This is a genomic window from Pseudomonas sp. LAMO17WK12:I1 (assembly GCF_900177315.1).
Taxonomy (GTDB): Bacteria; Pseudomonadota; Gammaproteobacteria; order Pseudomonadales; family Pseudomonadaceae; genus Aquipseudomonas; species Aquipseudomonas marginalis.
Map to the genome: position 1 here is coordinate 155,547 of NZ_FWZV01000005.1, position 26,222 is coordinate 181,768.

Sequence of the window (26,222 nt, forward strand, 5' to 3'; positions counted from 1 at the left end):
TCCACAAGGCCGCTGAGCAATCAGCGGCCTTTTGCGTCAGGAGAAGATTCGTGTCCCAAGTAAAGCGTTTTGAGAACTACATCAACGGTGAATGGGTTGCCGGCGCCGATTACTGCGTCAACCTCAACCCGTCGGAGTTGTCCGATGTCATTGGTGAATACGCCAAGGCCGACGTCACCCAGGTTAACGCCGCCATCGACGCCGCCCGCGCCGCATTCCCGGCCTGGTCCACTTCCGGGATCCAGGCTCGCCACGATGCCCTGGATAAAGTCGGCAGTGAAATCCTCGCCCGTCGCGAAGAACTCGGCACCCTGTTGGCCCGGGAAGAAGGCAAGACCCTGCCGGAAGCCATCGGCGAAGTGACCCGCGCCGGTAACATCTTCAAGTTCTTCGCCGGTGAATGCCTGCGGTTGTCCGGCGACTACGTGCCGTCGGTACGCCCGGGCGTCAATGTGGAAGTCACCCGTGAAGCCCTTGGCGTGGTCGGCCTGATCACCCCGTGGAACTTTCCGATCGCGATTCCCGCCTGGAAAATCGCCCCGGCCCTGGCCTACGGCAACTGCGTGGTGATCAAACCGGCTGAACTGGTACCGGGCTGCGCCTGGGCCCTGGCGGAGATCATCTCCCGCGCCGGTTTCCCTGCCGGCGTGTTCAACCTGGTAATGGGCAGCGGCCGTGTGGTGGGCGATGTGCTGGTCAACAGCCCGAAAGTCGACGGCATCAGCTTCACCGGTTCCGTCGGTGTGGGTCGCCAGATCGCTGTCAGCTGCGTATCGCGCCAAGCCAAAGTGCAGTTGGAAATGGGCGGCAAGAACCCGCAGATCATTCTCGACGACGCCGATCTCAAGCAGGCCGTCGAGCTGTCGGTACAGAGCGCGTTCTACTCCACCGGCCAGCGTTGCACGGCGTCCAGCCGCCTGATCGTCACCGCCGGTATCCACGACCAGTTCGTCGCGGCCATGGCCGAGCGCATGAAGTCGATCAAGGTCGGCCACGCGCTCAAAAGCGGCACCGACATCGGCCCGGTGGTTTCCCAGGCCCAACTGGACCAGGACATGAAGTACATCGACATCGGCCAAAGCGAAGGTGCGCGGCTGGTGAGCGGTGGCGGCCTGGTCACCTGCGACACCGAAGGCTACTACCTGGCGCCGACGCTGTTTGCCGACAGCGAAGCCGCCATGCGTATCAGCCGTGAAGAGATCTTCGGCCCGGTCGCCAACGTCGTGCGCGTGGCGGACTACGAGGCGGCACTGGCCATGGCCAACGACACCGAGTTCGGTTTGTCGGCGGGCATTGCCACCACGTCGTTGAAGTACGCCAACCACTTCAAGCGCCACTCCCAGGCGGGGATGGTGATGGTCAACCTGCCGACCGCAGGTGTGGATTACCACGTTCCATTCGGTGGCCGTAAAGGCTCGTCCTATGGCTCGCGGGAGCAAGGTCGCTATGCGCAGGAGTTCTACACCGTGGTGAAAACCAGCTACATCGGTTCGTAATACGCAACACCCAGTGGGGGCCGGAGGCCTGCCGGTCCCCACGACAAAAACAGAAAACCATTACCCGCAAAAAAAATAATTAGTGGGAGTACTTCTACATGCAAGCGACCAAGCCGACCCATGTCCGCTATTTGATCCTGCTCATGCTGTTCCTGGTGACCACGATCAACTACGCCGACCGGGCCACCATCGCAATCGCGGGCTCCAGCCTGCAAAAAGACCTCGGCATCGACGCGGTCACCCTCGGTTATATCTTCTCCGCATTCGGTTGGGCCTACGTGGCCGGGCAAATCCCCGGTGGCTGGCTGCTGGACCGATTCGGCTCGAAAAAAGTCTACGCCCTGAGCATCTTCACCTGGTCACTGTTCACCGTGCTGCAAGGCTACGTCGGTGAGTTCGGTGTCTCCACCGCAGTGGTTGCGCTGTTCATGCTGCGCTTCATGGTGGGCCTGGCCGAGGCGCCGTCCTTCCCCGGTAACGCGCGCATTGTTGCCGCCTGGTTCCCGACCGCCGAGCGCGGTACGGCCTCGGCGATCTTCAACTCGGCGCAGTACTTCGCCACGGTGTTGTTCGCGCCGTTGATGGGCTGGATCGTCTACCGCTTCGGCTGGCAGCACGTGTTTATCGTGATGGGCGTGATCGGCATCGTGTTCTCGCTGATCTGGCTGAAAGTTATCCACAGCCCGCGCCAGCACCCGATGATCAACGAAGCCGAGCTCAATCACATCGCCGCCAATGGCGCGATGGTCGATATGGACCAGGACAAGGGCAAGGGTAAGAAAACCGACGGTCCGAAGTGGGATTACATCCGTCAGTTGCTGACCAACCGCATGATGCTTGGCGTGTACTTGGGCCAGTACTGCATCAACGGCATCACCTACTTCTTCCTGACCTGGTTCCCGGTTTACCTGGTGCAGGACCGCGGCATGACCATCCTCAAGGCCGGTTTCATCGCCTCGTTGCCGGCGATCTGCGGGTTTATCGGTGGCGTGCTGGGCGGGGTGATTTCCGACTACCTGCTGCGCAAAGGCCATTCGCTGACGTTCGCCCGCAAGGCGCCGATCATTGCCGGCCTGCTGGTCTCCAGCAGCATCATCGCGTGCAACTATGTAGACGTTGAATGGATGGTGGTGGGCTTCATGGCCTTGGCTTTCTTCGGCAAGGGTGTTGGCGCATTGGGCTGGGCGGTGGTGTCCGACACCTCGCCGAAACAAATCGCCGGTCTCAGTGGCGGCTTGTTCAACACCTTCGGTAACCTCGCGTCGATCACCACGCCGATTGTCATCGGCTACATCATCAGCACCACCGGCTCGTTCAAGTGGGCCCTGGTGTTTGTCGGCGCCAACGCGCTGGTGGCGGTGTTCAGCTATCTGGTCATCGTCGGCCCGATCAAGCGTGTAGTACTCAAAGAGCCGCCAAGCAAGGGGCCTGAGTTGACCAACCTAACCGAAGCGCATTCCTGAGAGGCCCCGTGATGCAGTTGATTGAACATGCCGACTCGCCGCGCTCCATCCGCCTGCACGAGCGCGACAACGTAGTGATCGTGGTCAACGACCAGGGCGTACCGGCCGGGACCGAGTTCCCGGACGGCCTGGTGACCGTGGATTTCATCCCCCAGAGCCACAAAGTGACCCTGGAAGACATCCCTGAAGGCGGTCAGATTATTCGCTACGGACAGACCATCGGTTACGCCCTGGCGCCGATTCCGCGCGGCAGTTGGGTCCAGGAAGATCAACTGCGCATGCCCACCGCGCCACCGCTGGACAGCTTGCCGCTGTCCACCGAGGTGCCTGAAACCCAGGCACCGTTGGAGGGGTTTACCTTCGAGGGCTATCGCAACGCCGACGGTACCGTGGGCACGCGCAATATCCTCGGCATCACCACCACGGTGCAGTGCGTGACGGGCGTGCTGGATCATGCGGTCAAGCGCATCAAGGACGAATTGCTGCCCAAGTACCCGCACGTCGATGACGTGGTGGCGCTGACCCACAGCTACGGCTGCGGGGTGGCGATCACCGCGACGGATGCCTACATCCCGATCCGTACCGTGCGTAACCTGGCGCGCAACCCGAACCTGGGCGGCGAAGCCCTGGTGATCAGCCTGGGCTGCGAGAAATTGCAGGCCGGGCAGGTGATGCATGACAACGACAGCTCCGTCGACCTCAGCGAGCCGTGGCTGTATCGGTTGCAGGATTCCAGCCACGGCTTTACCGAAATGATCGAACAGATCATGGACCTGGCCGAAGTGCGCCTGAAGAAGCTCGACCAGCGTCGCCGGGAAACCGTGCCGGCGTCCGAGTTGATCCTGGGCATGCAGTGCGGCGGCAGTGATGCGTTTTCCGGCATCACCGCCAACCCGGCGCTGGGCTATGCCTCGGATCTGTTGCTGCGGGCCGGGGCAACGGTGATGTTTTCCGAAGTCACCGAAGTGCGGGATGCCATTTACCTGCTGACTTCGCGCGCAGAGACGAAGGAAGTTGCCGAAGAGTTGGTCAGGGAAATGGACTGGTACGACCGTTACCTGGCCAAGGGTGAAGCGGATCGCAGCGCCAACACCACGCCAGGCAACAAGAAGGGCGGGCTGTCGAACATTGTCGAGAAGTCCCTGGGCTCCATCGTAAAGTCCGGCAGCAGCGCGATCAACGGCGTGCTGGGCCCTGGCGAGCGCTTCAAGGGCAAGGGCCTGATCTTTTGCGCCACGCCGGCCAGTGACTTTGTCTGCGGTACCCTGCAACTGGCGGCGGGGATGAACCTGCATGTGTTCACCACCGGGCGTGGCACCCCTTACGGGCTGGCGATGGCGCCGGTGGTGAAGGTCTCGACGCGTACGGAGCTGGCGCAGCGCTGGCCGGACCTCATCGATATCGACGCCGGGCGCATTGCCACCGGGCGCGCGACCATCGAGGAGTTGGGCTGGGAGTTGTTCCACTTCTACCTGGACGTGGCCAGCGGTAAGAAGCAGACCTGGGCGGAGCATCACAAGCTGCATAACGACATCACCTTGTTCAACCCGGCGCCGATTACCTGAGACCGCGTCGCCTGCCATCGGGGGCAAGCCCCTCCCACAGTTTGAATTGTGAATACTTTCAAGTGTGGGAGGGGGCTTGCCCCCGATAGCGGTCTATCAGGCGCCGTTGGGCTGTATGGCTTATCATTAGCCACCTGACGACGCTCACCAAGGTTCTCCCCGGCATGCTGGCAATTTTCCTCACCACCCTCACCATCACTGCGCCGGTATTCGCCATGCTGTTCCTGGGTGTGCTGCTCAAGCGCATCAACTGGATCAACGACAACTTTATCCACACGGCTTCGTCCCTGGTGTTCAACGTCACCATGCCGGCGCTGCTGTTCCTCGGCATCCTCCACGCCGACCTGCACTCGGCGCTCAAGCCGGGGTTGCTGATCTATTTTGCCGTGGCCACGCTGCTGAGCTTTGCCCTGGCCTGGGGCTGGGCGATTTTTCGCTGCAAGCGTGAAGACCGGGGCATCTACACCCAGGGCGCGTTTCGCGGCAACAACGGGGTGATCGGCCTGGCCCTGGCGGCCAGCATGTATGGCGACTACGGCATTTCCCTCGGCGCGATCCTCGCGGCGCTGGTGATCCTGTTCTACAACACGCTGTCGACCATTGTGCTGGCGGTGTACAGCCCGGTGATCAAGTCCGACCCGTGGAGCATCTGCAAAAGTGTGGTGGCCAATCCGCTGATCATCAGCGTCATCGTGGCGGCGCCGTTCGCGTATTTTCAGATTGGCCTGCCGGGCTGGCTGGAAAAATCCATGCAGTACCTGGCGGACACCACCTTGCCGCTGGCATTGATCTGCATTGGCGGCACCTTGTCCCTGGCGGCGTTGCGCAAGAGCGGCAATATGGCGCTGAGCGCGAGCTTGATGAAGATGGTCTGGCTGCCGGTGGTCGCGACCCTGGGCGCTTGGCTGTTGGGCTTTCGCGGGCCGGAGTTGGGAATCCTGTTCCTGTACTTCGGTGCGCCGACCGCTGCGGCGAGCTTCGTGATGGCCAGGGCGGCCGAGGGCAATCATGAACTGGCGGCGGCGATTATCGTGATCACCACGCTGATGGCGGCAGTGACCACGAACATCGGGATTTTCGTGTTGCAGGCGGGGGGCTGGATCTAGCCTTCTTTCTGATAGGTGTCGATGACTTCCTGTGCCGCCCGAAACGCATCAATCGCCGCCGGTACGCCGGCATACACCGCGCAATGCAGCAGCGCTTCGCGAATTTCCTCCACAGTACAGCCGTTGTTCAACGCGCCGCGCACGTGGCCCTTGAGCTCCTGCGGGCACTTGAGCGCGGTGAGGGCGGCCAGGGTAATCAGGCTGCGCGTCTTCAGCGGCAAACCTTCGCGGCTCCACACGCTGCCCCAGGCATGTTCGTTGACGAAGTCCTGCAGCGGCTGGGTGAATTCGGTGGCGTTGCCCAGGGCGCGGTCGACGAACACATCGCCCATCACCTGGCGACGCATTTCAACCCCGGGCTTTTTCTGATCGGTCATTGCGATTCCCTCTTGTGTTGGCGGCGCCAGGCTCGCAGCGTGCTGAACAACAGGAAAGCCACCAGCGCTGGCAGGACGTAATACAGCATCAGTTGTTCAAGCTTGTTGGCCAGGGGCATGCCGGTGGTGAACGACATCACGTGCAGCCCATACGCCAGGTACAGGCCCAGCAGCACCAGGCCTTCGGCGCGGGTGACGCGGTAGCCGGTATAAAACACCGGCAGGCACAGCACCACCACGCCGAGCATCACCGGCAGGTCGAAGTCCAGGGCGTTGGGCGACACCGACAGCGGCGAAGGCGCGAGCAGCGCGGTCAGCCCCAATACCCCCAGCAGGTTGAACAGGTTGCTGCCGATCACGTTGCCCACGGCAATTTCCCGCTGGCCGCGCAGGGCGGCAATCAGTGAGGTGGCCAGGCAGGGCAGCGACGTGCCGACGCCGATCAGCGTAAGGCCGATGATGCGCTCCGAGAGGCCCAGGTCCGCCGCCACATCCACCGCCGCGCCGAGCAGCAAGTGCCCGGCCAGCACCAGGATCAACAGCCCGCTCAGCATCTGCAGCACACTGCTCAGCCAGGGCGCCCGGGCGACGGTATCCAGGGTGCGCGGGCGGCGCGAATGGCGGGTCTGGTAATGCAGCACGCCGAGGTAGGCCAGCAGGGCAATCAGCAGCAGCAGGCCATCGACCGGCGTCAGTTCTTCATTGGCCGCCAGGGTAAACACCAGCAGCCCGGCGAGGATCATCACCGGAATATCCACGCGCACCAGCTGCCGCGAGACGCGCAGGGGGATGATCAGCGCCGACAGGCCCAGGGTCACGAGAATGTTGAAGATGCTGCTGCCGATCACGCTGCCCACGGCAATGTCGGTATTGCCGGCCAGGGTGGCCTGCAGGCTGACGGTCATCTGCGGCGCGCTGCTGCCGAAGGCGACGATCGTAAGGCCGATGATCAGCGGCCGCACCTTGAGGCTGGCGGCCAGGCGCACGGCGGCGCGCACCAGGATTTCGGCGCCGAGGATCAGCAGCACCAGGCCGCTGACCAGTTCGAGCAGGCTCCAGGGCGAGAGGGCGGTTAATCCGAAAATGGCCAGGGCTCCGTCTTCAATTGCTCAAGGCTTGCACGCGAACCCGCGCAGTGCCGCTGCTCAGCATGCCCAGTTGCTCGGCCGCCTTGCGTGATAGATCGATCAAGCGCCCACGGGTATGCGGGCCGCGATCGTTGATGCGGACCACGACGGATTTGTCGTTGTCGAGATTGGTGACCTTGACCTGGGTGCCGAAGGGCAGTCGCCGGTGGGCGGCGGTCAGGGCGTTCTGGTTGAAGGGTTCACCGCTGGCGGTTTTCTTGCCATGGTGCCTGGCGCCGTAATAAGAGGCGGTGCCGGTTTCGTCGTAGCCGTTGGGGTCGATGAGGCCGCTGGCGCAGCCGGCCAGCAGTGAGAATAGAGCCCATAGACCTAATAGACGCTTCATTATCAAGGTGCCCCCCATCACAAATGTGGGAGGGGGCTTGCCCCCGATAGCGGTGATTCAGTCAAAACAGCAGTGACTGACACTCTGCTATCGGGGGCAAGCCCCCTCCCACAGGAGGTCCGAGTCAGGCATGAAGTCTCGCCCGGACCATTCATCGCAATCAGCCTTCGAGCTTGCTTTTCAGCAGTTCGTTCACCTGTTGCGGGTTGGCCTTGCCTTTGGAGGCTTTCATCGCCTGGCCGACAAAGAAACCGAACATCTTGCCGCGCTTGGCTTCGTCTGCCGTACGGTACTGTTCGACCTGCTCGGCGTTGGCCGCCAGCATTTCATCCAGCACGGCCGAGATGGCGCCGCTGTCGGTGACTTGCTTGAGGCCGCGTTTCTCGATGATCTCGTCGGCGCTGCCTTCACCGCTGGCCATGGCTTCGAACACGGTCTTGGCGATTTTGCCGGAGATGGTGTTGTCCTTGATACGCAGCAGCATGCCGCCCAATTGCTCGGCCGACACCGGCGCTTCGTCGATCTCCAGGCCCTGTTTGTTCAACAGGCTGCCCAGCTCGACCATCACCCAGTTGGCTGCCAGCTTGGCGTCACCGGCAATGCTCACGACCTTTTCGAAGTAGTCGGCTTGCTCACGGCTCGAAGCCAGTACGCTGGCATCGTAGACCGACAGGCCGAACTGCGCCTGGAAGCGCTCGCGTTTTTGCGGCGGCAATTCCGGCAGGGTGGCGCGGATCTCATTGAGGAACGAGTCCTCAAGCACCACCGGCAACAGGTCCGGATCGGGGAAGTAACGGTAGTCGTTGGCTTCCTCTTTGCTGCGCATGGCGCGGGTTTCGTCTTTGTTCGGGTCGTACAGGCGCGTTTGCTGGATCACCTTGCCGCCGTCCTCGATCAATTCGATCTGGCGCCGCACTTCGGTGTTGATCGCCTTCTCGATAAAGCGGAACGAGTTGACGTTCTTGATCTCGCAGCGAGTGCCGTACTCGGCCTGGCCTTTTGGCCGCACCGACACGTTGCAGTCGCAACGCAGCGAGCCTTCGGCCATGTTGCCGTCACAGATGCCCAGGTAACGCACCAGCGCGTGGATGGTCTTGACGTAGGCCACGGCTTCCTTGGCGCTGCGCATGTCCGGCTCGGACACGATCTCCAGCAGCGGCGTGCCGGCACGGTTCAGGTCGATACCAGTGGCACCGTTGAACTCTTCGTGAAGGCTCTTGCCGGCGTCTTCTTCCAGGTGCGCACGGGTGACGCCGACACGCTTGATGGTGCCGTCTTCCAGCGGGATGTCCAGGTAGCCCTTGCCGACGATCGGCAATTCCATCTGGCTGATCTGGTAGCCCTTGGGCAGGTCCGGGTAGAAGTAGTTCTTGCGCGCGAACACGTTGTGCTGGCCGATCTCGGCGTCAATCGCCAGGCCGAACATCACCGCCATGCGCACGGCTTCCTGGTTCAGCACCGGCAGTACGCCAGGCATGCCCAGGTCTACCAGGCTGGCCTGGGTGTTGGGCTCGGAGCCGAACGTGGTGGCGCTACCGGAGAAAATCTTCGATTGGGTGGCGAGCTGGGTATGAATCTCCAGCCCGATCACAACTTCCCATTGCATAGTGTTCTCCTCAGAAGCCGGTAGGGGTGCGAGTGTGCCAGTCGGTGTTCAACTGGTACTGGTGCGCCACATTGAGCAGGCGGCCTTCCTGGAAATACGGGGCGAGCAATTGCACGCCCACCGGCAGGCCATCGACGAAACCGGCGGGCATGGACAAGCCCGGCAGGCCCGCGAGGTTGGCGGTGATGGTGTAGAGGTCTTCCAGGTACTCGGCAATCGGGTCGCCGGTCTTGGCACCGATCTTCCAGGCCGGGTTCGGCGTGGTTGGGCCGAGGATCACGTCGACTTCTTCAAAGGCAGCCATGAAGTCGTTCTTGATCAGGCGTCGGATCTTTTGCGCCTTGAGGTAGTACGCGTCGTAATAGCCGGCGGACAGCGCGTAGGCACCGACCATGATCCGGCGTTGCACTTCGGCGCCGAAGCCTTCGCCACGGGAGCGTTTGTACAGGTCGGTCAGGTCCTTCGGGTTTTCGCAGCGATAGCCGAAGCGCACGCCGTCGAAACGCGACAGGTTGGAAGAGGCTTCTGCCGGCGCGATCACGTAGTAGGCAGGAATCGCATGCTGGTTGTTCGGCAGGCTGATTTCCTTGATCACGGCGCCGAGCTTTTCCAGCGTCTTGACGCTGTTGTGTACCAGTTCGGCGATGCGCGGGTCGAGGCCGGCGCTGAAGTATTCCTTCGGCACGCCGATGCGCAGGCCCTTGAGCGAAGTATTGAGGCTGGCGCTGTAGTCCGGCACCGGTTCATCGATGCTGGTGGAGTCCTGGGCGTCGAAGCCTGCCATGCCTTGTAACAAAATCGCGCAGTCTTCGGCCGTGCGGGCCAGTGGGCCGCCCTGATCGAGGCTGGAGGCGTAGGCGATCATGCCCCAGCGGGAAACGCGACCGTAGGTAGGCTTCAGGCCGGTGAGGTTGGTGAAGGCCGCCGGCTGGCGGATCGAGCCGCCGGTGTCGGTGGCCGTGGCGGCTGGCAGGAAGCGCGCGGCAACGGCCGCAGCCGAACCACCGGACGAACCGCCGGGCACGTGTTCCAGGTTCCATGGGTTCTTCACCGCGCCGTAGTAGCTCGACTCGTTGGCCGACCCCATGGCGAATTCGTCCATGTTGGTCTTGCCCAGGGTCACGGCTCCGGCAGCGGCCAGCTTGGCGACCACGGTGGCGTCGTAGGGCGCCTTGAAGTTGTCGAGCATCTTCGAGCCGCAGCTGGTGCGAATGCCTTGGGTGCAGAACAGGTCCTTGTGGGCGATCGGTGCGCCCAGCAGGGCGCCGGTTTCACCGTTGGCGCGGCGTACATCCGCGGCCTTGGCCTGGCTCAGGGCCAGCTCTTCGGTGAGGCTGATGAAGCTGTTGACCTTGGGGTCCAGCTCGGCGATGCGCGCCAGCAGGGTCTTGGTCAGCTCTTCGGAAGAAAACTTTTTGTCGGCGAGACCGCGGGCGATCTCGGCCAGAGTCATGTGATGCATGAAAGGCTCTTTCCCTTTAGTCGATGACTTTCGGAACCAGGTACAGGCCGTTTTCGACCGCTGGCGCGATGGACTGGTAGGCCTCGCGATTATTGCGCTCGGTCACGACGTCTGCGCGCAGGCGCTGGCTGGCTTCCAGCGGGTGAGCCAGGGGCTCGATGCCGTCGGTATTCACGGCCTGCATTTGGTCAACCAGCCCGAGAATGCTATTCAGGGCTGCGGTGGTCTGTGGAAGATCGGCTTCATTCAGGCCAAGCGAGGCCAGATGAGCGATTTTTTCCACGTCGGAGCGTTCAAGCGCCATGGGAATCTCCAGTGGAAAACAGAACGGAGGCTGTCCGTGTGTTAGATTGTCGGAACACTACCGCATTTCTACGGTCTTACGGCCGCGATTGTGGGGGTTGGTGCACAGAAAGTCGGCCAATTTAGCACATTGGCGCCTTGCCCAAAATCCCTGTCGTTGTTAGAGTTTGCCGCACTTTTTTACCCACGCGTTGCCTAGGGTCCTTTCCCCATGTTCAAGAAACTGCGTGGCATGTTTTCCAGCGATCTTTCCATTGACCTGGGCACTGCCAACACCCTTATTTACGTGCGCGAGCGCGGTATCGTCCTGAATGAGCCATCGGTTGTGGCCATTCGGACCCATGGTAATCAGAAAAGTGTCGTTGCCGTCGGCACCGAGGCCAAGCGCATGCTCGGCCGAACACCAGGCAATATTGCTGCCATTCGTCCGATGAAAGACGGCGTGATCGCCGACTTCAGCGTCTGCGAAAAGATGCTGCAGTACTTCATCAACAAGGTTCACGAAAACAGCTTCCTGCAGCCCAGCCCTCGTGTGCTGATCTGCGTTCCGTGCAAATCCACCCAGGTGGAGCGTCGTGCCATCCGTGAATCGGCCCTTGGCGCCGGTGCCCGCGAAGTGTTCCTGATCGAAGAGCCGATGGCTGCTGCGATCGGTGCCGGCCTGCCGGTTGAAGAAGCGCGCGGTTCGATGGTGGTGGATATCGGTGGTGGTACCACTGAAATCGCCCTGATCTCCCTGAACGGTGTGGTGTATGCCGAATCCGTACGGGTAGGCGGCGACCGTTTCGACGAAGCGATCATCACTTATGTACGTCGCAACTACGGCAGCCTGATCGGCGAATCCACCGCCGAGCGCATCAAGCAGGAAATCGGTACCGCTTACCCGGGCGGCGAAGTTCGCGAAGTCGATGTTCGCGGTCGCAACCTGGCCGAAGGCGTTCCACGTGCCTTCACCCTGAACTCCAATGAAGTGCTGGAAGCTCTGCAAGAGTCCCTGGCCACCATCGTTCAGGCTGTGAAGAGCGCCCTGGAGCAATCGCCGCCGGAGCTGGCTTCCGACATCGCCGAGCGAGGCCTGGTGCTGACCGGTGGTGGCGCCCTGTTGCGCGACCTCGACAAGCTGCTGGCCCAGGAAACCGGCCTGCCGGTGATCGTCGCCGAAGACCCGCTGACCTGCGTTGCCCGTGGCGGTGGTCGTGCACTGGAAATGATGGATAAACACACCATGGACCTGCTCTCCAGCGAATAAGATCGTTGGTTGCACCATGCTTCGCCCGCAGGCAGCACTTTGCAGTGCTGCCTGTTGGCGTTTATCTTCTTCAATCTGCATCCAGGCCGGTTAGATGCCGTATGAATAAAGAGAACATTTGCCTGGGAGGAGCGGCCTATTAAACCGCTTTTCGCCAAAGGCCCCTCATTGGGCGTGCGCTTATTGGTGCTGGTCGTGCTTTCGGTCGCATTGATGGTGGTCGATGCCCGCTTTGCGCTGCTCAAGCCGGTGCGTAGCCAAATGTCGCTGGTGTTGATGCAGACCTACTGGATCACCGACCTGCCGCAACGTCTCTACCAGGGCGTGGCCAGCCAATTTGGCAGCCGTACCGAACTGGTTGCCGAGAACGAAAAACTCAAGACCGAAAACCTGCTGTTGCAGGGGCGCATGCAAAAGCTGGCGGCCCTCACCGAGCAGAACGTTCGGCTGCGCGAGTTGCTTAACTCTTCTGCGTTGGTCAACGAAAAGGTCGAAGTGGCCGAGTTGATCGGCATGGACCCCAACCCCTTTACCCATCGCATCATTATCAACAAGGGTGAGCGCGACGGTGTGGTGCTTGGTCAGCCGGTACTGGATGCTCGGGGACTGATGGGGCAGGTCGTCGAGCTGATGCCCTACACCTCGCGGGTCCTGCTGCTGACGGACACCACCCACAGCATTCCGGTGCAGGTCAACCGTAACGGCTTGCGCGCGATTGCCAGCGGGACCGGTAACCCTGAGCGCCTGGAATTGCGTCATGTGGCGGACACGGCCGACATCAAGGAAGGCGACCTGTTGGTCAGCTCCGGCCTGGGCCAGCGGTTCCCGGCAGGCTATCCGGTGGCAACGGTCAAGGAAGTGATCCACGATTCCGGCCAGCCCTTCGCCATTGTGCGTGCCGTACCCACTGCCGCCCTGAACCGCAGCCGCTACCTGTTGCTGGTGTTCAGCGACAACCGTACTCCGGAAGAACGCGCCAACGACGCCGCCCAGGCCCAGGAAGCGGAAGACAAGAAGAACGGCACTGCGCCGATCATTCCTGCGACCGTGCCCAAGCCTCAGTCGACTCCCCCCGTTGTACCGGCGGCAACTCCGGCAGCTACTGCGCCTGTGGCCACACCGGTCAAGCCTGCGGCCCATAGCGTGCACCCGGTGAAACCGACTGCAGCGAAACCGCCGGCCACCACGCCTGCCACTACGACGCCCGCTGCGAAGCCTCCAGCCGCAGCCCCGGCCACCACACGGCAGAGGGAGGAATAATGGCCGGTACTCATTCGAGCAATGGCTGGATCGTCTGGCTGACATTCGCTATCGGCTTGCTGCTCAGCGTTTCGCCGCTGCCGCAGTTCATGGAGATCCTGCGTCCGCTGTGGCTGGCATTGCTGCTGGCATTCTGGTCGCTGAACCTGCCCCATAAAGTGGGCATGGTGACGGCGATGTTCCTGGGCTTGGCGGAAGATGTGCTGTATGGCACCTTGCTGGGCCAGAACGCGTTGATCCTGACCCTGATTACCTTCCTGGTGCTGTCGTTGCAGCAGCGCCTGCGCATGTTCCCGATGTGGCAGCAATGCCTGGTGATCCTGGTGATCTTCGGCCTGGCGCAGTTGGTACAGTTGTGGCTCAGTGCCCTGACCGGCAACCGCCAGCCAACCCTGGCGCTGGTGTTGCCGGCCCTGGTCAGTGCGCTGCTGTGGCCGTGGATCAGCTTCGGCCTGCGTGGGTTACGTCGTCGCTATAAAATCAATTGAATGGATTGCGAGGCTCTGCCTGGTTATCGAACCCCACAGGGAGAGTCTGCAATGAATTCGCTATATCTGGCCTCGGGCTCCCCGAGGCGGCGTGAACTGCTGACCCAGATCGGTGTGCCTTTCACCGTGGTCAGCGCCGCCATTGATGAAACCCCTCTTACAAACGAAACCCCTGTTTCCTACGTCGAGCGTCTCGCTCGCGGTAAGGCCGCAGCGGGTTTTGCTGCGCTCGGGCAACGCTCGGCCGCCTGCGTCCTGGGCGCCGATACCGCAGTGATCGTGGACGGCAAGATCCTCGGCAAGCCCGTAGACCAAGCCGATGCGTTGGCGATGTTGATGGCACTGGCGGGGCGTGAACATGAAGTTCTGACTGCGATTGCCCTGACTGACGGCCAGCGCTGTGAAACCCGATGTGTAAGCAGTCGTGTACTTTTCCGTGGGATTTCTGTCGAGGAGGCTACAAGCTACTGGCACAGCGGCGAACCCCAGGACAAGGCGGGCGGCTATGCTATCCAAGGGCTTGGCTCGGTGTTTGTGGCCGGGCTCAATGGCAGCTATTCCGCCGTGGTAGGTCTGCCGGTGTGCGAAACCGCGCAACTGCTTGCACAATTCGGCATACCCTGTTGGCAAAACCTTACCGCGCGCTGAACGCGTTACTCCAGCGCCCAGCCTTACAGCGATCGGTCACTATTGTGAAAACGCCTGAACGAGACCCAGCCATGAGTGAAGAGATTCTGATCAATATCACGCCGATGGAATCGCGCGTGGCGGTGGTAGAGAACGGTGTTCTGCAAGAAGTGCATGTCGAGCGCACCCAGAAACGCGGGATCGTCGGCAATATCTACAAGGGCAAGGTGGTGCGGGTGTTGCCGGGGATGCAGGCGGCATTTGTCGATATCGGCCTGGACCGGGCGGCATTTATCCATGCCTCGGAGATCTCCCTGCGCGAAGGGCCGGCGGTGGAAAGCATCAGCGCCTTGGTGCACGAAGGGCAGAGCCTGGTGGTGCAAGTCACCAAGGACCCCATCGGCTCCAAGGGCGCACGCCTGACCACTCAACTGTCGATTCCGTCGCGCTACCTGGTTTACATGCCGCGCACCGCCCATGTCGGCATTTCCCTGAAGATTGAAGACGAAGCCGAGCGCGAGCGCCTGAAAAAGGTGGTCAGCGACTGCGTGGCCGCCGAAGGTATCAAGGAAGCGGGCGGTTTTATCCTGCGCACCGCCGCCGAGGGCGCAGGTGCCGACGAAATCCTCATGGACATTCGCTACCTGCGGCGCCTGTGGGACCAGATCGGCGCACAGATCAAGACCATCGGCGCGCCGAGTGTGATCTACGAAGACCTGGGCCTGGCCCTGCGAACCTTGCGCGACCTGGTCAGCCCCAAGATCGAGAAAATTCGCATCGACTCGCGGGAAACCTTCCAGCGCACCACGCAATTTGTTGCCGAGCTGATGCCGGAAATTGCCGATCGCCTGGAGCATTACCCTGGCGAACGGCCGATCTTCGACCTGTATGGCGTCGAGGACGAAATCCAGAAAGCCCTGGAGCGCAAGGTGCCGCTCAAGTCCGGTGGCTACCTGGTGGTGGACCCGGCGGAAGCGATGACCACCATCGACGTCAACACCGGCGCGTTCGTAGGTCATCGCAACCTTGAAGAGACCATCTTCAAGACCAATCTCGAAGCGGCCACGGCGATTGCTCGTCAACTGCGCCTGCGTAACCTGGGCGGCATCATCATCATCGACTTCATCGACATGGAAGATGAAGAGCACCAGCGCCAGGTGCTGCGCACGCTCGAAAAACAGCTGGAGCGCGATCACGCCAAGACCAATATCATCGGCATCACCGAGCTGGGCCTGGTGCAGATGACCCGCAAGCGCACCCGCGAGAGCCTGGAGCAGGTGCTGTGCGAGCCCTGCAGCAGTTGCCAGGGCCGCGGTAAGTTGAAGACTCCGGAAACGGTTTGCTACGAGATTTTCCGGGAAATCCTCCGAGAGGCACGGGCCTACCAGGCCGAAGGTTATAGAGTGCTTGCCAACCAGAAAGTGGTCGACCGCCTGCTGGATGAAGAGTCCGGTAACGTGGCTGAGCTGGAGGGGTTTATCGGGCGTACGATTCGCTTCCAGGTCGAAACCATGTATTCCCAGGAACAATATGACGTGGTGCTGCTCTGATCCCCATTCGCTTTCTTTTTACGCGACTCGCAGACCTTGATCTGCAGTCCGACTACTGCCTTGAGGGTCGCCTGACATGGAGCGTCTGACACGCTTTTTTGCCGCTTTGACCCGTTGGGGCCTTGGGCTGTGCGCCTTGCTGCTGGTGTTGGCGGCGGTGTACGTGAGCCTGGGGCGCGAATTGACCCCGCTGGTGGCCGAATACCGCGCGGAAATCGAAGCCAAGGCCCAGGCTGCGGTGGACATGCCTGTGCACATCGGCAGCCTTGAAGGCCGCTGGAGCGGTTTTGCGCCCGTGTTGCTGGCCCACGACGTAATGGTCGGCGAGGGCAGCAGTGCCTTGCGCCTGGATCAGGTCGAAGTGGTGCCGGACATGTGGGCCAGCCTGATGGCGCGCGAAGTGCGTATTGCGCACCTGGAAGTCAGTGGCCTGCAACTGAGCGCCAAGGAAGACAAGGACGGCCATTGGGCGCTGCAAGGCTTGCCGATACAGGACGACCAGCCGCTGGACCCGGAGCAATTGCTCAAGCGCATGCAGATGGTCAAGCGCGTATCGCTGCTCGACAGCCAGGTCACCCTGCAACCGTTCGACCAGGCGCCGCTGACCCTGACCTATGTGGGCTTGAGCCTGCACACGGGCGTCACCCGCCAGCGCCTGGACGCCCGCCTGACCTTGCCCGACGGCCAGCCCCTTGCCCTGAGCCTGCGCAGCCGCATTCGCGCGAGCCAGTGGAAGGATGCTGAAGTCGAGGCCTACCTGAGTCTGCCCCAAAGCGACTGGGCCAAGTGGATCCCCGCCAGGCTGACCCAGCAGTGGAAACTCACGCAGTTCAAGGCCGGCGGTGAGTTCTGGCTGAACTGGGGTAAAGGCACGGTGCAAAGTGCGGTCGTGCGCCTCAACTCGCCGCAGGTGAAGGGCAGCTACGCCGAGCGCAAGCCGGTGCATATCGAAAACCTTGCACTTACGGCCTATCTGCAACGCAGCGATACGGGCTTGAAGGTGTTGTTCGATTCCCTGGCGATGAACCTGGGCGAGACCCGATGGGAGTCGCGCCTGCAATTGCAGCAGACCCTGGCGACCGACACGGCCCTGGAAGTCTGGAAGCTGCAGGCTGACCGCCTCGACCTGACCCCCATCACACCGTTGCTCAACGCCCTGGCGCCGCTGCCGGAAGGCGTCGCCAAGACCGTCGAGCACCTGAAGGCCACCGGTCTGCTGCGCAATGTACTGGTGGATTTCCGTCCTCAAGACACCACCGATCAAAAAGTCAGCTTTGCCGCCAACCTGGAACGGGTCGGGTTTGACGCCTACTTCGGTGCGCCGGCCGCACGCAACGTTTCCGGCAGCATCAGCGGCGACCTGGGCCAGGGCGAGTTGCGCATGGACAGCAAGGATTTTTCCCTGCACCTCGATCCGATCTTCGCCAAGCCCTGGCAATACCTCCAGGCCAATGCACGCCTGACGTGGAAGCTGGATAAACAAGGCTTCACCCTGATCGCGCCGTATATCAAGGTGCTGGGGGAAGAGGGCAAGATCGCTGCCGATTTCCTGATTCGCCTGCATTTCGACCACAGCCAGGAAGACTATATGGACCTGCGGGTCGGTATGGTCGATGGCGATGGACGCTTTACCCCTAAATACCTGCCGGCCGTGTTGAGTCCCGCGTTGGATGAGTGGCTGCGCACGGCAATTCTCAAGGGCGCGGTGGACCAGGGGTTCTTCCAGTACCAGGGCTCGCTGAACCACGATGCGTTGCCCGCCGCGCGCAATATCAGTCTGTTCTTCAAGGTGCATGACGCCGAACTCGCGTTCCAGCCGGGTTGGCCCCATGTGAACAAGGTCAATGGCGAAGTGTTTGTCGAAGAGACGGGCGTACGCATCCTGGCCAGCAAGGGGCAGTTGCTCGACACCAAGGTCAAGGACGTCTACGTCAATATTCCCCACGCGCCGTCCGGCAAGGAAAGCCATCTGCTGCTTACCGGTGGTTTTGCCGGTGGCCTGGGTGATGGGCTGAAGATCCTCCAGGAAGCGCCAATCGGCACGGCCTCCACCTTCGCCGGCTGGAAAGGCGAAGGAGACCTGCAAGGCATGCTGGATCTGGATGTTCCGCTGGTCAAGGGCATCGAGCCCAGGATCGTGGTGGATTTCCAGACTGACAAGGCACGCCTGCAATTGGCGGAACCGCCTCTGGACCTGACGCAGCTCAAGGGCAATTTCCGCTTCGACAGCGCCAAGGGCTTGAGCGGCGAAAAGATTACCGCCCAGGCATTTGACCGGCCGATCACCGCGCAGATCTTTGCCGATGGCAAGCCGGGTAATATCAGCACCCGTGTCGCTGCCAAGGGGCAGGTGACGGTCAAGCGTCTGACGGATTGGTTGAAAGTCAGTCAGCCGTTGCCGGTGTCCGGTGATCTTTCGTATCAGTTGCAGCTCAACCTGGACGGTGCCGACAGCCAACTGATGGTCAGCTCCAACCTCAAGGGTGTTGTGGTGGACTTGCCGGCGCCGTTCGGCATGCCGGCCAGCCAGGGACGTGACAGCGTATTCCGCATGACCTTGCAGGGGGCTGAGCGCCGATATTGGTTTGATTACGGTGAGTTGGCCAACTTCACCTTTGCCGCGCCGCCGGACAAGCTCAATGACGGCCGTGGCGAGTTGTTCCTCGGCGATGGTGATGCCGTGCTGCCAGGCGCCAAGGGCTTGCGCATCCGTGGCGTGCTCTCGGAGCTGGATATCGACCCGTGGAAAAAACTGGTGAACCAGTATGCTGGCAATGACCCAGGTGGCAGTGCCAAGCAGTTGCTCAGCGGTGCCGAATTCAAGATTGGCAAGCTCACCGGCCTGGGTACCCAGTTCGATCAGGTCAACCTGCAGCTGGATCGCAAGCCCGCTGCCTGGGGCTTACAGTTCGACAGCCAGCAGGCCAAGGGCGCCGTGAACCTGCCGGATGCCAAGGGCGCGCCGATTGCGGTCAACCTGCAATACGTGAAGCTGCCGGCGGTGGACCCGACGGTACAGGCTGATGAAAACGCACCGGACCCGTTGGCCAGTATCGATCCCAAGGATATTCCGGCGTTGGATATCGCCATTGACCAGCTGTTCCAGGGGCCGGACCTGATTGGCGCTTGGTCACTCAAGATCCGGCCAACGGTCAAAGGCCTGGCCTTCAATACGCTGGACCTGGGCCTCAAGGGCATGCAACTCAAGGGCGCCGGCGGATGGGAAGGTGTCCCGGGTGACAGCAGCAGTTGGTACAAGGGGCGCCTGGACGGCAAGAACATCGCCGACGTACTCAAAGGCTGGGGCTATGCGCCCACGGTCACCAGCGAGGACTTCCACCTGGATGTAGATGGGCGGTGGCCGGGTTCGCCGGCCTGGGTCGGGCCTAAACGGTTCTCCGGCAGCCTGGATGCGACGTTCCGTAAAGGTCAGTTTGTCGAGGTGGAAGGTGGTGCCCAGGCGCTGCGGGTGTTCGGTCTGCTCAACTTCAACTCCATCGGGCGCCGCCTGCGCCTGGACTTCTCCGACCTGCTGGGCAAGGGCTTGAGTTATGACCGGGTCAAGGGCCAATTGGTCGCCAGCAATGGCGTGTTCGTGACGCGCGAGCCGATCACCATGACCGGCCCGTCGAGCAACCTGGAGCTCAACGGCACCCTGGACCTGGTGGCTGACCGTGTCGATGCGAAGTTGCTGGTGACGTTGCCGGTGACCAACAACCTGCCGATTGCCGCGCTGATCGTGGGCGCGCCGGCGATTGGTGGCGCACTGTTCCTGATCGACAAGCTGATCGGTGACCGTGTTTCGCGTTTCGCCAGCGTGCAATACAAGGTGGAAGGCCCATGGAAGGATCCAAAAATCACCTTCGACAAGCCCTTTGAAAAACCAAACTGAGAGCCTGTGGAGTAGCATGGCCCCATGCCTTTTACGGAGTATCGGCCCATGTCCTTTGCAGTAATCCAAATGGTCAGTCAGAGCGATGTGCTGGCCAACCTGGTCCAGGCCCGGCGCTTGTTGGAGCAAGCGGCGGCCGGCGGTGCGAAGCTGGCGGTGCTGCCGGAAAACTTTGCCGCCATGGGCCGCCGCGACGTGGCGGATATCGGCCGCGCCGAGGCGCTGGGTGAAGGTCCGATCCTGCCATGGTTGAAACAGACCGCCCGCGACCTCACCTTATGGATAGTGGCTGGCACGCTGCCGTTGCCGCCCAAGGATCAACCGCACGCCAAATCCAATGCCTGCTCGCTGCTGGTCGATGATCGCGGTGAAGTCGTCGCCCGTTACGACAAGCTGCATTTGTTTGATGTGGACGTGGCGGACGCCCGGGGTCGCTATCGGGAGTCCGATGACTATGCTTTCGGGAGCAACGTGGTGGTGGCGGATACGCCGGTTGGCCGTTTGGGCCTGACGGTCTGTTACGACCTGCGCTTCCCCGAGCTGTACAGCGAGCTGCGCGCGGCGGGGGCTGAATTGATTACCGCGCCCTCGGCCTTTACCGCCGTGACCGGTGCCGCCCACTGGGATGTGCTGATTCGTGCACGGGCCATCGAGACCCAGTGTTACCTGCTGGCGGCCGCCCAGGGCGGTGTGCATCCAGGGCCACGGGAAACTTATGGTCATGCGGCGATCGTCGACCCATGGGGCCGGGTGCTGGCACAACAGGATCAAGGCGAAGCGGTGTTGCTGGCCGAACGCGATAGCAGTGAACAGGCGTCGATACGGGCGCGCATGCCGGTGGTCAACCATCGGCGCTTTTTCTCGCAGGGCGCCCAGCGGCCTGCTTCAGAACGATGAATTTAAGGCCAAACCTATGAGCGAGTTGTTGTCCTCAGTCAGTGAACACCTCCTGGCACCCGGTGGCGTGACCATCGAAAGCTTGCAAACCGTGCTCGGCGATCTGGCCGGGCCAGGCATCGATGCCGCCGACCTGTATTTCCAGGGGCAGATCTCCGAGTCCTGGGCCCTGGAAGATGGCATCGTCAAGGAAGGCAGTTTCAATCTTGACCAAGGTGTAGGCGTTCGTGCGCAATCCGGTGAAAAGACCGGTTTTGCCTACAGTAACGCGATCACCCTGGAGGCGTTGGGCCTGGCCGCACGTGCTGCGCGTTCGATCTCCCGTGCCGGCCAACATGGCACGGTACAGGCGTTCAGTACCCAGGACGTGGCGCAGTTGTATGCGCCGGACAACCCCCTGGAAGTGATCAGCCGCGCGGAAAAGGTCGAGTTGCTCAAGCGTATCGATGCGGCCACCCGCGCCCTGGACCCGCGTATCCAGCAGGTCTCGGTGAGCATGGCCGGTGTGTGGGAACGCATCCTGGTGGCGTCCACCGACGGGGGGCTGGCGGCGGACGTGCGGCCGCTGGTGCGTTTCAATGTCAGCGTGATCGTCGAGCAGAACGGCCGCCGCGAGCGTGGCGGCCACGGCGGCGGCGGGCGTACCGACTACCGTTACTTCCTCACCGACGACCGTGCCATGGGCTATGCCCGTGAGGCTTTGCGCCAGGCGTTGGTGAACCTGGAAGCCATTCCTGCGCCGGCCGGCACGTTGCCGGTGGTGTTGGGCCCGGGCTGGTCCGGCGTATTGCTGCACGAGGCCGTGGGCCATGGCCTGGAAGGCGATTTCAACCGCAAAGGCAGTTCCGCCTACAGCGGGCGCATGGGCGAGATGGTTGCGTCCAAGCTGTGCACCATTGTCGATGATGGCACCCTGGCCGGTCGCCGCGGCTCGTTGAGCGTCGATGATGAAGGCACGCCGACCGAATGCACCACCTTGATTGAAAACGGTGTGCTCAAGGGCTACATGCAGGACAAGCTCAATGCCCGCCTGATGGGCGTTGCGCGCACCGGTAACGGCCGTCGCGAATCTTATGCGCACCTGCCGATGCCCCGCATGACCAACACCTACATGCTCGGTGGCGAAAGCGACCCGGCGGAGATCATCGCCTCGGTGAAGCGCGGCATCTACTGCGCCAACCTTGGCGGCGGCCAGGTGGATATCACCAGCGGCAAGTTCGTGTTCTCTACCAGCGAGGCGTACCTGATCGAAGACGGCAGGATTACCGCGCCGGTCAAAGGGGCAACGTTGATTGGCAATGGCCCGGAAGCCATGAGCAAGGTGTCGATGGTCGGCAACGACCTGGCCCTGGACAGTGGCGTGGGCATGTGCGGGAAGGACGGGCAGTCGGTGCCGGTAGGGGTCGGCCAGCCAACGCTGAAAATTGATGCGATCACCGTGGGTGGCACGGGGTCGTAAGGGTGGAGCTTCGGGTGGCGAAGATCGCCACCCGGGGAAGGGCATCAACGCAGGCCGCGTTGAGTCTCGTCCAGCTCACGGATGTATTTGAAGATTTTACGGCTGGTGGCCGGCGCCTTGTTATGCGCCTGCTCGTGCTGGGCCTGACGGATCAGGGAGCGCAGTTGCTGGCGGTCCGCGTCCGGGTAGTCCAGCACGAATTTCTCCAGCACCGCGTCATCGCCCGAGATCAGGCGGTCACGCCAACGTTCCAGGTTGTGGAAACGTTCGTTGTACTGGCGAGTGGAGGCATCGGTTTGATCAAGCAAGGCGAGAATGGCGTCAGTGTCCTGATCGCGCATCAGCTTGCCGATAAACATGATGTGCCGTTTACGCGCGATATTCGCGGTGTGCTTGGGTGCGTCCGCAAGCGCCCGGCGCATTTCGTCGGTCAGTGGCAGTTTTGCAATCAAGTCTTTCTTGAGCGTTGTAAGGCGCTCGCCCAGGTCAACCAGAGCATGCAGCTCACGTTTGACCTGGGTTTTGCTTTTCTCCCCATCGAGGGAGTCGTCGTAAGAATCAACCATGGTGGCAGTCCGCAAAGAAACGCCGCCATGATAACCAGTCGGGGGCCGCTTGTCCGGCCCGGTCGCTCGATGGCCTTAGCCGAAAGCAGAATTTGAGTGGAGAAAACCATGAGTGCAGCCCAAAGCGTCGGTCCGCAAGCGTTACCGGCCCTGCAGGAACAAGTCGAGCAGATCCTTGCCGAGGCCAAGCGCCAGGGGGCCAGTGCCTGTGAAGTGGCGGTGTCGCTGGAGCAGGGGTTGTCGACGTCGGTACGTCAACGGGAAGTGGAAACCGTCGAATTCAACCGTGACCAGGGCTTTGGCATCACCTTGTATGTGGGGCAGCGCAAAGGTTCGGCCAGTACGTCGGCCAGCGGTCCGGAGGCCATACGCGAAACGGTTGCCGCCGCGTTGGCGATTGCCCAGCACACCTCTGAGGATGAAAGCTCGGGCTTGGCCGATAAGGCGCTGATGGCCAAGGACTTGAAGGATTTCGATCTGTTCCATGCCTGGGACATCACGCCCGAGCGGGCCATCGAGCTGGCGCTGACCTGCGAAGCGGCGGCGTTCGATGCCGATACCCGCATCAAGAACGCCGATGGCACCACGTTGAACACGCATCAGGGCTGTCGCGTCTACGGCAACAGCCACGGGTTTATCGGCGGGTATGCGTCCACGCGCCATAGTCTGAGCTGCGTGATGATCGCCGAGGCCAATGGCCAGATGCAGCGTGATTACTGGTACGACGTAAGTCGTCAGGGTGAATTGCTGGCAGATCCGGCCAGCATTGGTCAACGTGCCGCACAACGTGCCGCGAGCCGCCTGGGCGCGCGTCCGGTGCCGACCTGTGAAGTGCCTGTACTGTTTTCGGCGGAGCTGGCAGGCGGTTTGTTCGGCAGTTTCCTGAGTGCCATTTCCGGCGGCAACCTGTATCGCAAGTCTTCGTTCCTTGAAGGGGCGATCGGCCAGACGTTGTTTCCCGAGTGGCTGACCATCGATGAGCGTCCGCACTTGATGCGGGCCATGGGCAGTTCGGCGTTCGATGGGGACGGCCTGGCCACGTATGCCAAGCCGTTCGTCGAAAACGGGGAGCTGGTGTCTTACGTACTCGGCACCTACTCAGGCCGCAAACTCGGCCTGCCAAGCACCGCCAACGCCGGTGGCGTGCATAACCTTTTCGTGACCCATGGCGACGAAGACCAGGCGGCGCTGTTGCGTCGCATGGGACGTGGCCTGCTGGTAACCGAATTGATGGGCCATGGCCTGAATATGGTCACTGGGGATTATTCCCGTGGCGCGGCGGGCTTCTGGGTGGAAAACGGTGAGATTCAGTTCGCCGTCCAGGAAGTGACCATCGCCGGCAACATGCGCGATATGTTCAAGCAGATCGTTGCCGTGGGAAATGACCTGGAACTGCGCAGCAATATTCGCACAGGCTCGGTGCTGATCGAGCGGATGACTGTCGCAGGCAGCTAATCCCGCTACAGCGGCACAAAAAGGCGCGCCCTCTTACGGATGGCGCGCCTTTTTTGTGGGCGTGTGTCAGGGGGATTGAGGTGTTACTCTTGTTTTGATTCTCAATATCATTTAATAATAAATATCATTAACGGATGAGTGTGGATCATGAGTTCTGTCCTGCATGAGGATCCTTACCTGGAAAGCTGGCGCTGGATGAGTCGCCAGATTCGCTGTGGTCTGGATCCCAATGAGCCTCGCCTGATCGAACATTACCTCAACGAGGGCCGATACCTGGCGTGTTGTACCGCGACCCATCCGTGGACCATCGCTGAAACCTCATTCCGCCTGCTGATCGACACCGCCAGCGATATTGCACTGCCGTGGCATTGGCGATCCCTGTGTCTGGATCAAGCCTGGCGCCCACTGCGCGACCTGGAAAAACTCTCTCACTGTGCCTGCCGCCTCAAGCGCTGGCAGACCTTTGCCTGGCAATTGGCGACCTGCGAATTGCTTCCCTCCATTTCCGTTTCTGACCTGGTGCAAGGATCTTCCGATGAGTAACACCCGTATCGAACGCGACAGCATGGGCGAACTGCAAGTCCCCGCCGAGGCCTTGTACGGTGCGCAGACCCAGCGCGCGGTGAACAACTTTCCGATCAGCCACCAACGCATGCCGGCGCAATTCATTCGCGCACTGATCCTGGCCAAGGCCGCAGCCGCCAAGGTCAACGTCGACCTCAAGCAGATCAGCGAAGGGCAGGGCAAAGCCATTGTCGATGCCGCCCAAGGCTTGCTTGAAGGCGATTACATGCGGCATTTCCCGGTGGATATCTTCCAGACCGGTTCCGGCACCAGTTCGAATATGAATGCCAACGAAGTGATTGCGACGCTCGCCAGCCGCTTGCTCGGCGAAGCGGTCAATCCCAACGATCATGTGAACTGCGGTCAAAGCAGCAACGACATCATTCCGACCACCATCCATGTCAGTGCTGCGCTGGTGCTGCACGAGCACACGCTGCCGGCCCTGCTGCACCTGGTGCAGGTGATCGAGCAGAAAGCCGAAGAGGTTCACCCATTCATCAAGACCGGCCGCACGCACCTGATGGACGCCATGCCCGTGCGCATGAGCCAGGTCCTCAATGGCTGGGCGCAGCAACTCAAGGCCAATATCGGTCACCTGCAGGATTTATTACCGGCCCTGCAGGCTCTGGCCCAGGGCGGTACGGCGGTGGGCACCGGGATTAATGCGCACCCGGAATTCGCCGTGCGTTTCAGTCAACAGCTCAGCAGCCTGGCAGGCGTGAAATTCACGCCGGGCAAGAATCTGTTCGCGCTGATCGGCTCCCAGGACACTGCCGTCGCCGTCTCCGGCCAGTTGAAAGCTACCGCCGTGTCGCTGATGAAAATCGCCAATGACCTGCGCTGGATGAACTCCGGCCCGCTGGCCGGCCTGGGGGAAATCGAACTGGAGGGCCTGCAGCCGGGCTCCTCGATCATGCCAGGCAAGGTCAACCCGGTGATTCCGGAGGCCACGGCCATGGTGGCTGCGCAAGTCATCGGCAATGACACGGTGATCACCGTCGCTGGCCAATCCGGCAACTTCGAGCTGAATGTGATGCTGCCGATCATTGCCCAGAACCTGCTCAGCAGCCTCGAGTTGCTGGCCAATGCCAGCCGTCTGCTGGCAGACAAGGCGATCGCCAGCTTCAAGGTCAACGAAGCCAAGCTCAAGGAAGCGCTGTCGCGCAACCCGATCCTGGTCACCGCACTCAACCCGATCATTGGTTACCAAAAGGCCGCTGAGATTGCCAAGAAGGCCTATCAGCAGGGCCGCCCGGTGATTGATGTGGCCCTTGAGCACACCGACCTGCCCCGTAGCCAACTGGAAGTCCTGTTGGATCCGGAGAAGCTCACGGCCGGCGGCGTGTAATCACCGACCCTGCTTT

Annotated in this window: 22 protein-coding genes; 15 read left to right on the plus strand and 7 right to left on the minus strand. The window is 61.6% G+C overall.

All coding sequences use genetic code 11. From position 1 onward, the window contains the following. Nucleotides 1–50 precede the first annotated feature (50 nt). The 4 genes from B9N88_RS10940 to B9N88_RS10955 all read left to right on the plus strand — a co-directional run bounded on the left by B9N88_RS10940 (nt 51) and on the right by B9N88_RS10955 (nt 5,630). Nucleotides 51–1,496 (plus strand): aldehyde dehydrogenase family protein, encoded by a 1,446-nt coding sequence (locus B9N88_RS10940; protein WP_027604836.1) that lies wholly within the window; start codon nt 51–53, stop codon nt 1,494–1,496. Between the two features lie 98 nt (nt 1,497–1,594). Continuing rightward, entirely contained in the window at nt 1,595–2,959 is a 1,365-nt protein-coding gene (locus tag B9N88_RS10945; RefSeq protein WP_027604835.1) for an MFS transporter, read from the plus strand. 11 nt (nt 2,960–2,970) lie between these two features. Further along, complete coding sequence (gene garD, locus B9N88_RS10950) at nt 2,971–4,524, plus strand: galactarate dehydratase (protein WP_027604834.1); 1,554 nt, start codon at nt 2,971–2,973, stop codon at nt 4,522–4,524. Nucleotides 4,525–4,688: 164 nt separating this feature from the next. After that, on the plus strand, nt 4,689–5,630 hold the full coding sequence (locus tag B9N88_RS10955; RefSeq protein WP_027604833.1) for an AEC family transporter: 942 nt from the start codon (nt 4,689–4,691) through the stop codon (nt 5,628–5,630). Here B9N88_RS10955 and B9N88_RS10960 read toward each other — a convergent pair. The 6 genes from B9N88_RS10960 to gatC all read right to left on the minus strand — a co-directional run bounded on the left by B9N88_RS10960 (nt 5,627) and on the right by gatC (nt 10,852). Then, nucleotides 5,627–6,007, minus strand: coding sequence for a carboxymuconolactone decarboxylase family protein (locus B9N88_RS10960; protein WP_027604832.1), 381 nt, complete (start codon nt 6,005–6,007; stop codon nt 5,627–5,629). The genes B9N88_RS10955 and B9N88_RS10960 overlap by 4 nt on opposite strands. After that, nucleotides 6,004–7,050, minus strand: coding sequence for a calcium/sodium antiporter (locus B9N88_RS10965; RefSeq protein ID WP_027604831.1), 1,047 nt, complete (start codon nt 7,048–7,050; stop codon nt 6,004–6,006). Before B9N88_RS10965 ends, B9N88_RS10960 begins: the two co-directional genes overlap by 4 nt. A gap of 58 nt (nt 7,051–7,108) precedes the next feature. Continuing rightward, nucleotides 7,109–7,480 (minus strand): septal ring lytic transglycosylase RlpA family protein, encoded by a 372-nt coding sequence (locus tag B9N88_RS10970; protein WP_027604830.1) that lies wholly within the window; start codon nt 7,478–7,480, stop codon nt 7,109–7,111. A gap of 160 nt (nt 7,481–7,640) precedes the next feature. Further along, a complete protein-coding gene (gene gatB / locus B9N88_RS10975) occupies nt 7,641–9,086 on the minus strand; it encodes an Asp-tRNA(Asn)/Glu-tRNA(Gln) amidotransferase subunit GatB (RefSeq protein WP_027604829.1) in 1,446 nt (481 codons plus the stop codon). Nucleotides 9,087–9,096: 10 nt separating this feature from the next. Further along, the gene (gene gatA / locus B9N88_RS10980; RefSeq protein WP_027604828.1) at nt 9,097–10,548 is read right to left on the minus strand and encodes an Asp-tRNA(Asn)/Glu-tRNA(Gln) amidotransferase subunit GatA; all 1,452 of its coding nucleotides are present in this window, start codon (nt 10,546–10,548) and stop codon (nt 9,097–9,099) included. Nucleotides 10,549–10,564: 16 nt separating this feature from the next. Beyond that, nucleotides 10,565–10,852 (minus strand): Asp-tRNA(Asn)/Glu-tRNA(Gln) amidotransferase subunit GatC, encoded by a 288-nt coding sequence (gene gatC, locus B9N88_RS10985; RefSeq protein ID WP_003171764.1) that lies wholly within the window; start codon nt 10,850–10,852, stop codon nt 10,565–10,567. Nucleotides 10,853–11,062: 210 nt separating this feature from the next. Between gatC and mreB the strand changes: the two genes are divergently transcribed. From mreB to tldD, 8 genes are all read left to right on the plus strand, one after another. Beyond that, nucleotides 11,063–12,100: a rod shape-determining protein MreB gene (gene mreB / locus B9N88_RS10990; protein WP_002555108.1), complete on the plus strand. Its 1,038-nt coding sequence runs from the start codon at nt 11,063–11,065 to the stop codon at nt 12,098–12,100. A 138-nt stretch (nt 12,101–12,238) separates the two neighbouring features. Continuing rightward, a complete protein-coding gene (gene mreC, locus B9N88_RS10995) occupies nt 12,239–13,360 on the plus strand; it encodes a rod shape-determining protein MreC (protein WP_081744405.1) in 1,122 nt (373 codons plus the stop codon). After that, nucleotides 13,360–13,848: a rod shape-determining protein MreD gene (mreD, locus tag B9N88_RS11000; RefSeq protein ID WP_027604826.1), complete on the plus strand. Its 489-nt coding sequence runs from the start codon at nt 13,360–13,362 to the stop codon at nt 13,846–13,848. Before mreC ends, mreD begins: the two co-directional genes overlap by 1 nt. Before the next feature lie 51 nt (nt 13,849–13,899). Continuing rightward, a complete protein-coding gene (locus tag B9N88_RS11005) occupies nt 13,900–14,496 on the plus strand; it encodes a Maf family protein (protein ID WP_027604825.1) in 597 nt (198 codons plus the stop codon). Nucleotides 14,497–14,567: 71 nt separating this feature from the next. Then, nucleotides 14,568–16,025, plus strand: a complete 1,458-nt coding sequence (gene rng / locus B9N88_RS11010) for a ribonuclease G (protein WP_010213134.1) — start codon at nt 14,568–14,570, stop codon at nt 16,023–16,025. A gap of 76 nt (nt 16,026–16,101) precedes the next feature. After that, complete coding sequence (locus B9N88_RS11015) at nt 16,102–19,917, plus strand: YhdP family protein (RefSeq protein ID WP_027604824.1); 3,816 nt, start codon at nt 16,102–16,104, stop codon at nt 19,915–19,917. Nucleotides 19,918–19,965: 48 nt separating this feature from the next. Further along, nucleotides 19,966–20,814 (plus strand): carbon-nitrogen hydrolase family protein, encoded by an 849-nt coding sequence (locus tag B9N88_RS11020; RefSeq protein WP_027604823.1) that lies wholly within the window; start codon nt 19,966–19,968, stop codon nt 20,812–20,814. Nucleotides 20,815–20,830: 16 nt separating this feature from the next. Further along, nucleotides 20,831–22,273 (plus strand): metalloprotease TldD, encoded by a 1,443-nt coding sequence (gene tldD / locus B9N88_RS11025; RefSeq protein ID WP_027604822.1) that lies wholly within the window; start codon nt 20,831–20,833, stop codon nt 22,271–22,273. Between the two features lie 44 nt (nt 22,274–22,317). Here the strand turns inward: tldD and yjgA are convergent, their stop codons facing one another. Beyond that, a complete protein-coding gene (gene yjgA / locus B9N88_RS11030; RefSeq protein WP_017138246.1) occupies nt 22,318–22,839 on the minus strand; it encodes a ribosome biogenesis factor YjgA in 522 nt (173 codons plus the stop codon). 108 nt (nt 22,840–22,947) lie between these two features. Here yjgA and pmbA point away from each other — a divergent pair, with 108 nt between their 5' ends. The 3 genes from pmbA to B9N88_RS11045 all read left to right on the plus strand — a co-directional run bounded on the left by pmbA (nt 22,948) and on the right by B9N88_RS11045 (nt 26,206). After that, nucleotides 22,948–24,294, plus strand: a complete 1,347-nt coding sequence (gene pmbA / locus B9N88_RS11035) for a metalloprotease PmbA (RefSeq protein ID WP_027604821.1) — start codon at nt 22,948–22,950, stop codon at nt 24,292–24,294. Between the two features lie 147 nt (nt 24,295–24,441). Then, the gene (locus tag B9N88_RS11040; RefSeq protein WP_027604820.1) at nt 24,442–24,837 is read left to right on the plus strand and encodes a hypothetical protein; all 396 of its coding nucleotides are present in this window, start codon (nt 24,442–24,444) and stop codon (nt 24,835–24,837) included. After that, complete coding sequence (locus B9N88_RS11045) at nt 24,830–26,206, plus strand: class II fumarate hydratase (RefSeq protein ID WP_027604819.1); 1,377 nt, start codon at nt 24,830–24,832, stop codon at nt 26,204–26,206. Before B9N88_RS11040 ends, B9N88_RS11045 begins: the two co-directional genes overlap by 8 nt. Nucleotides 26,207–26,222: the final 16 nt, after the last annotated feature.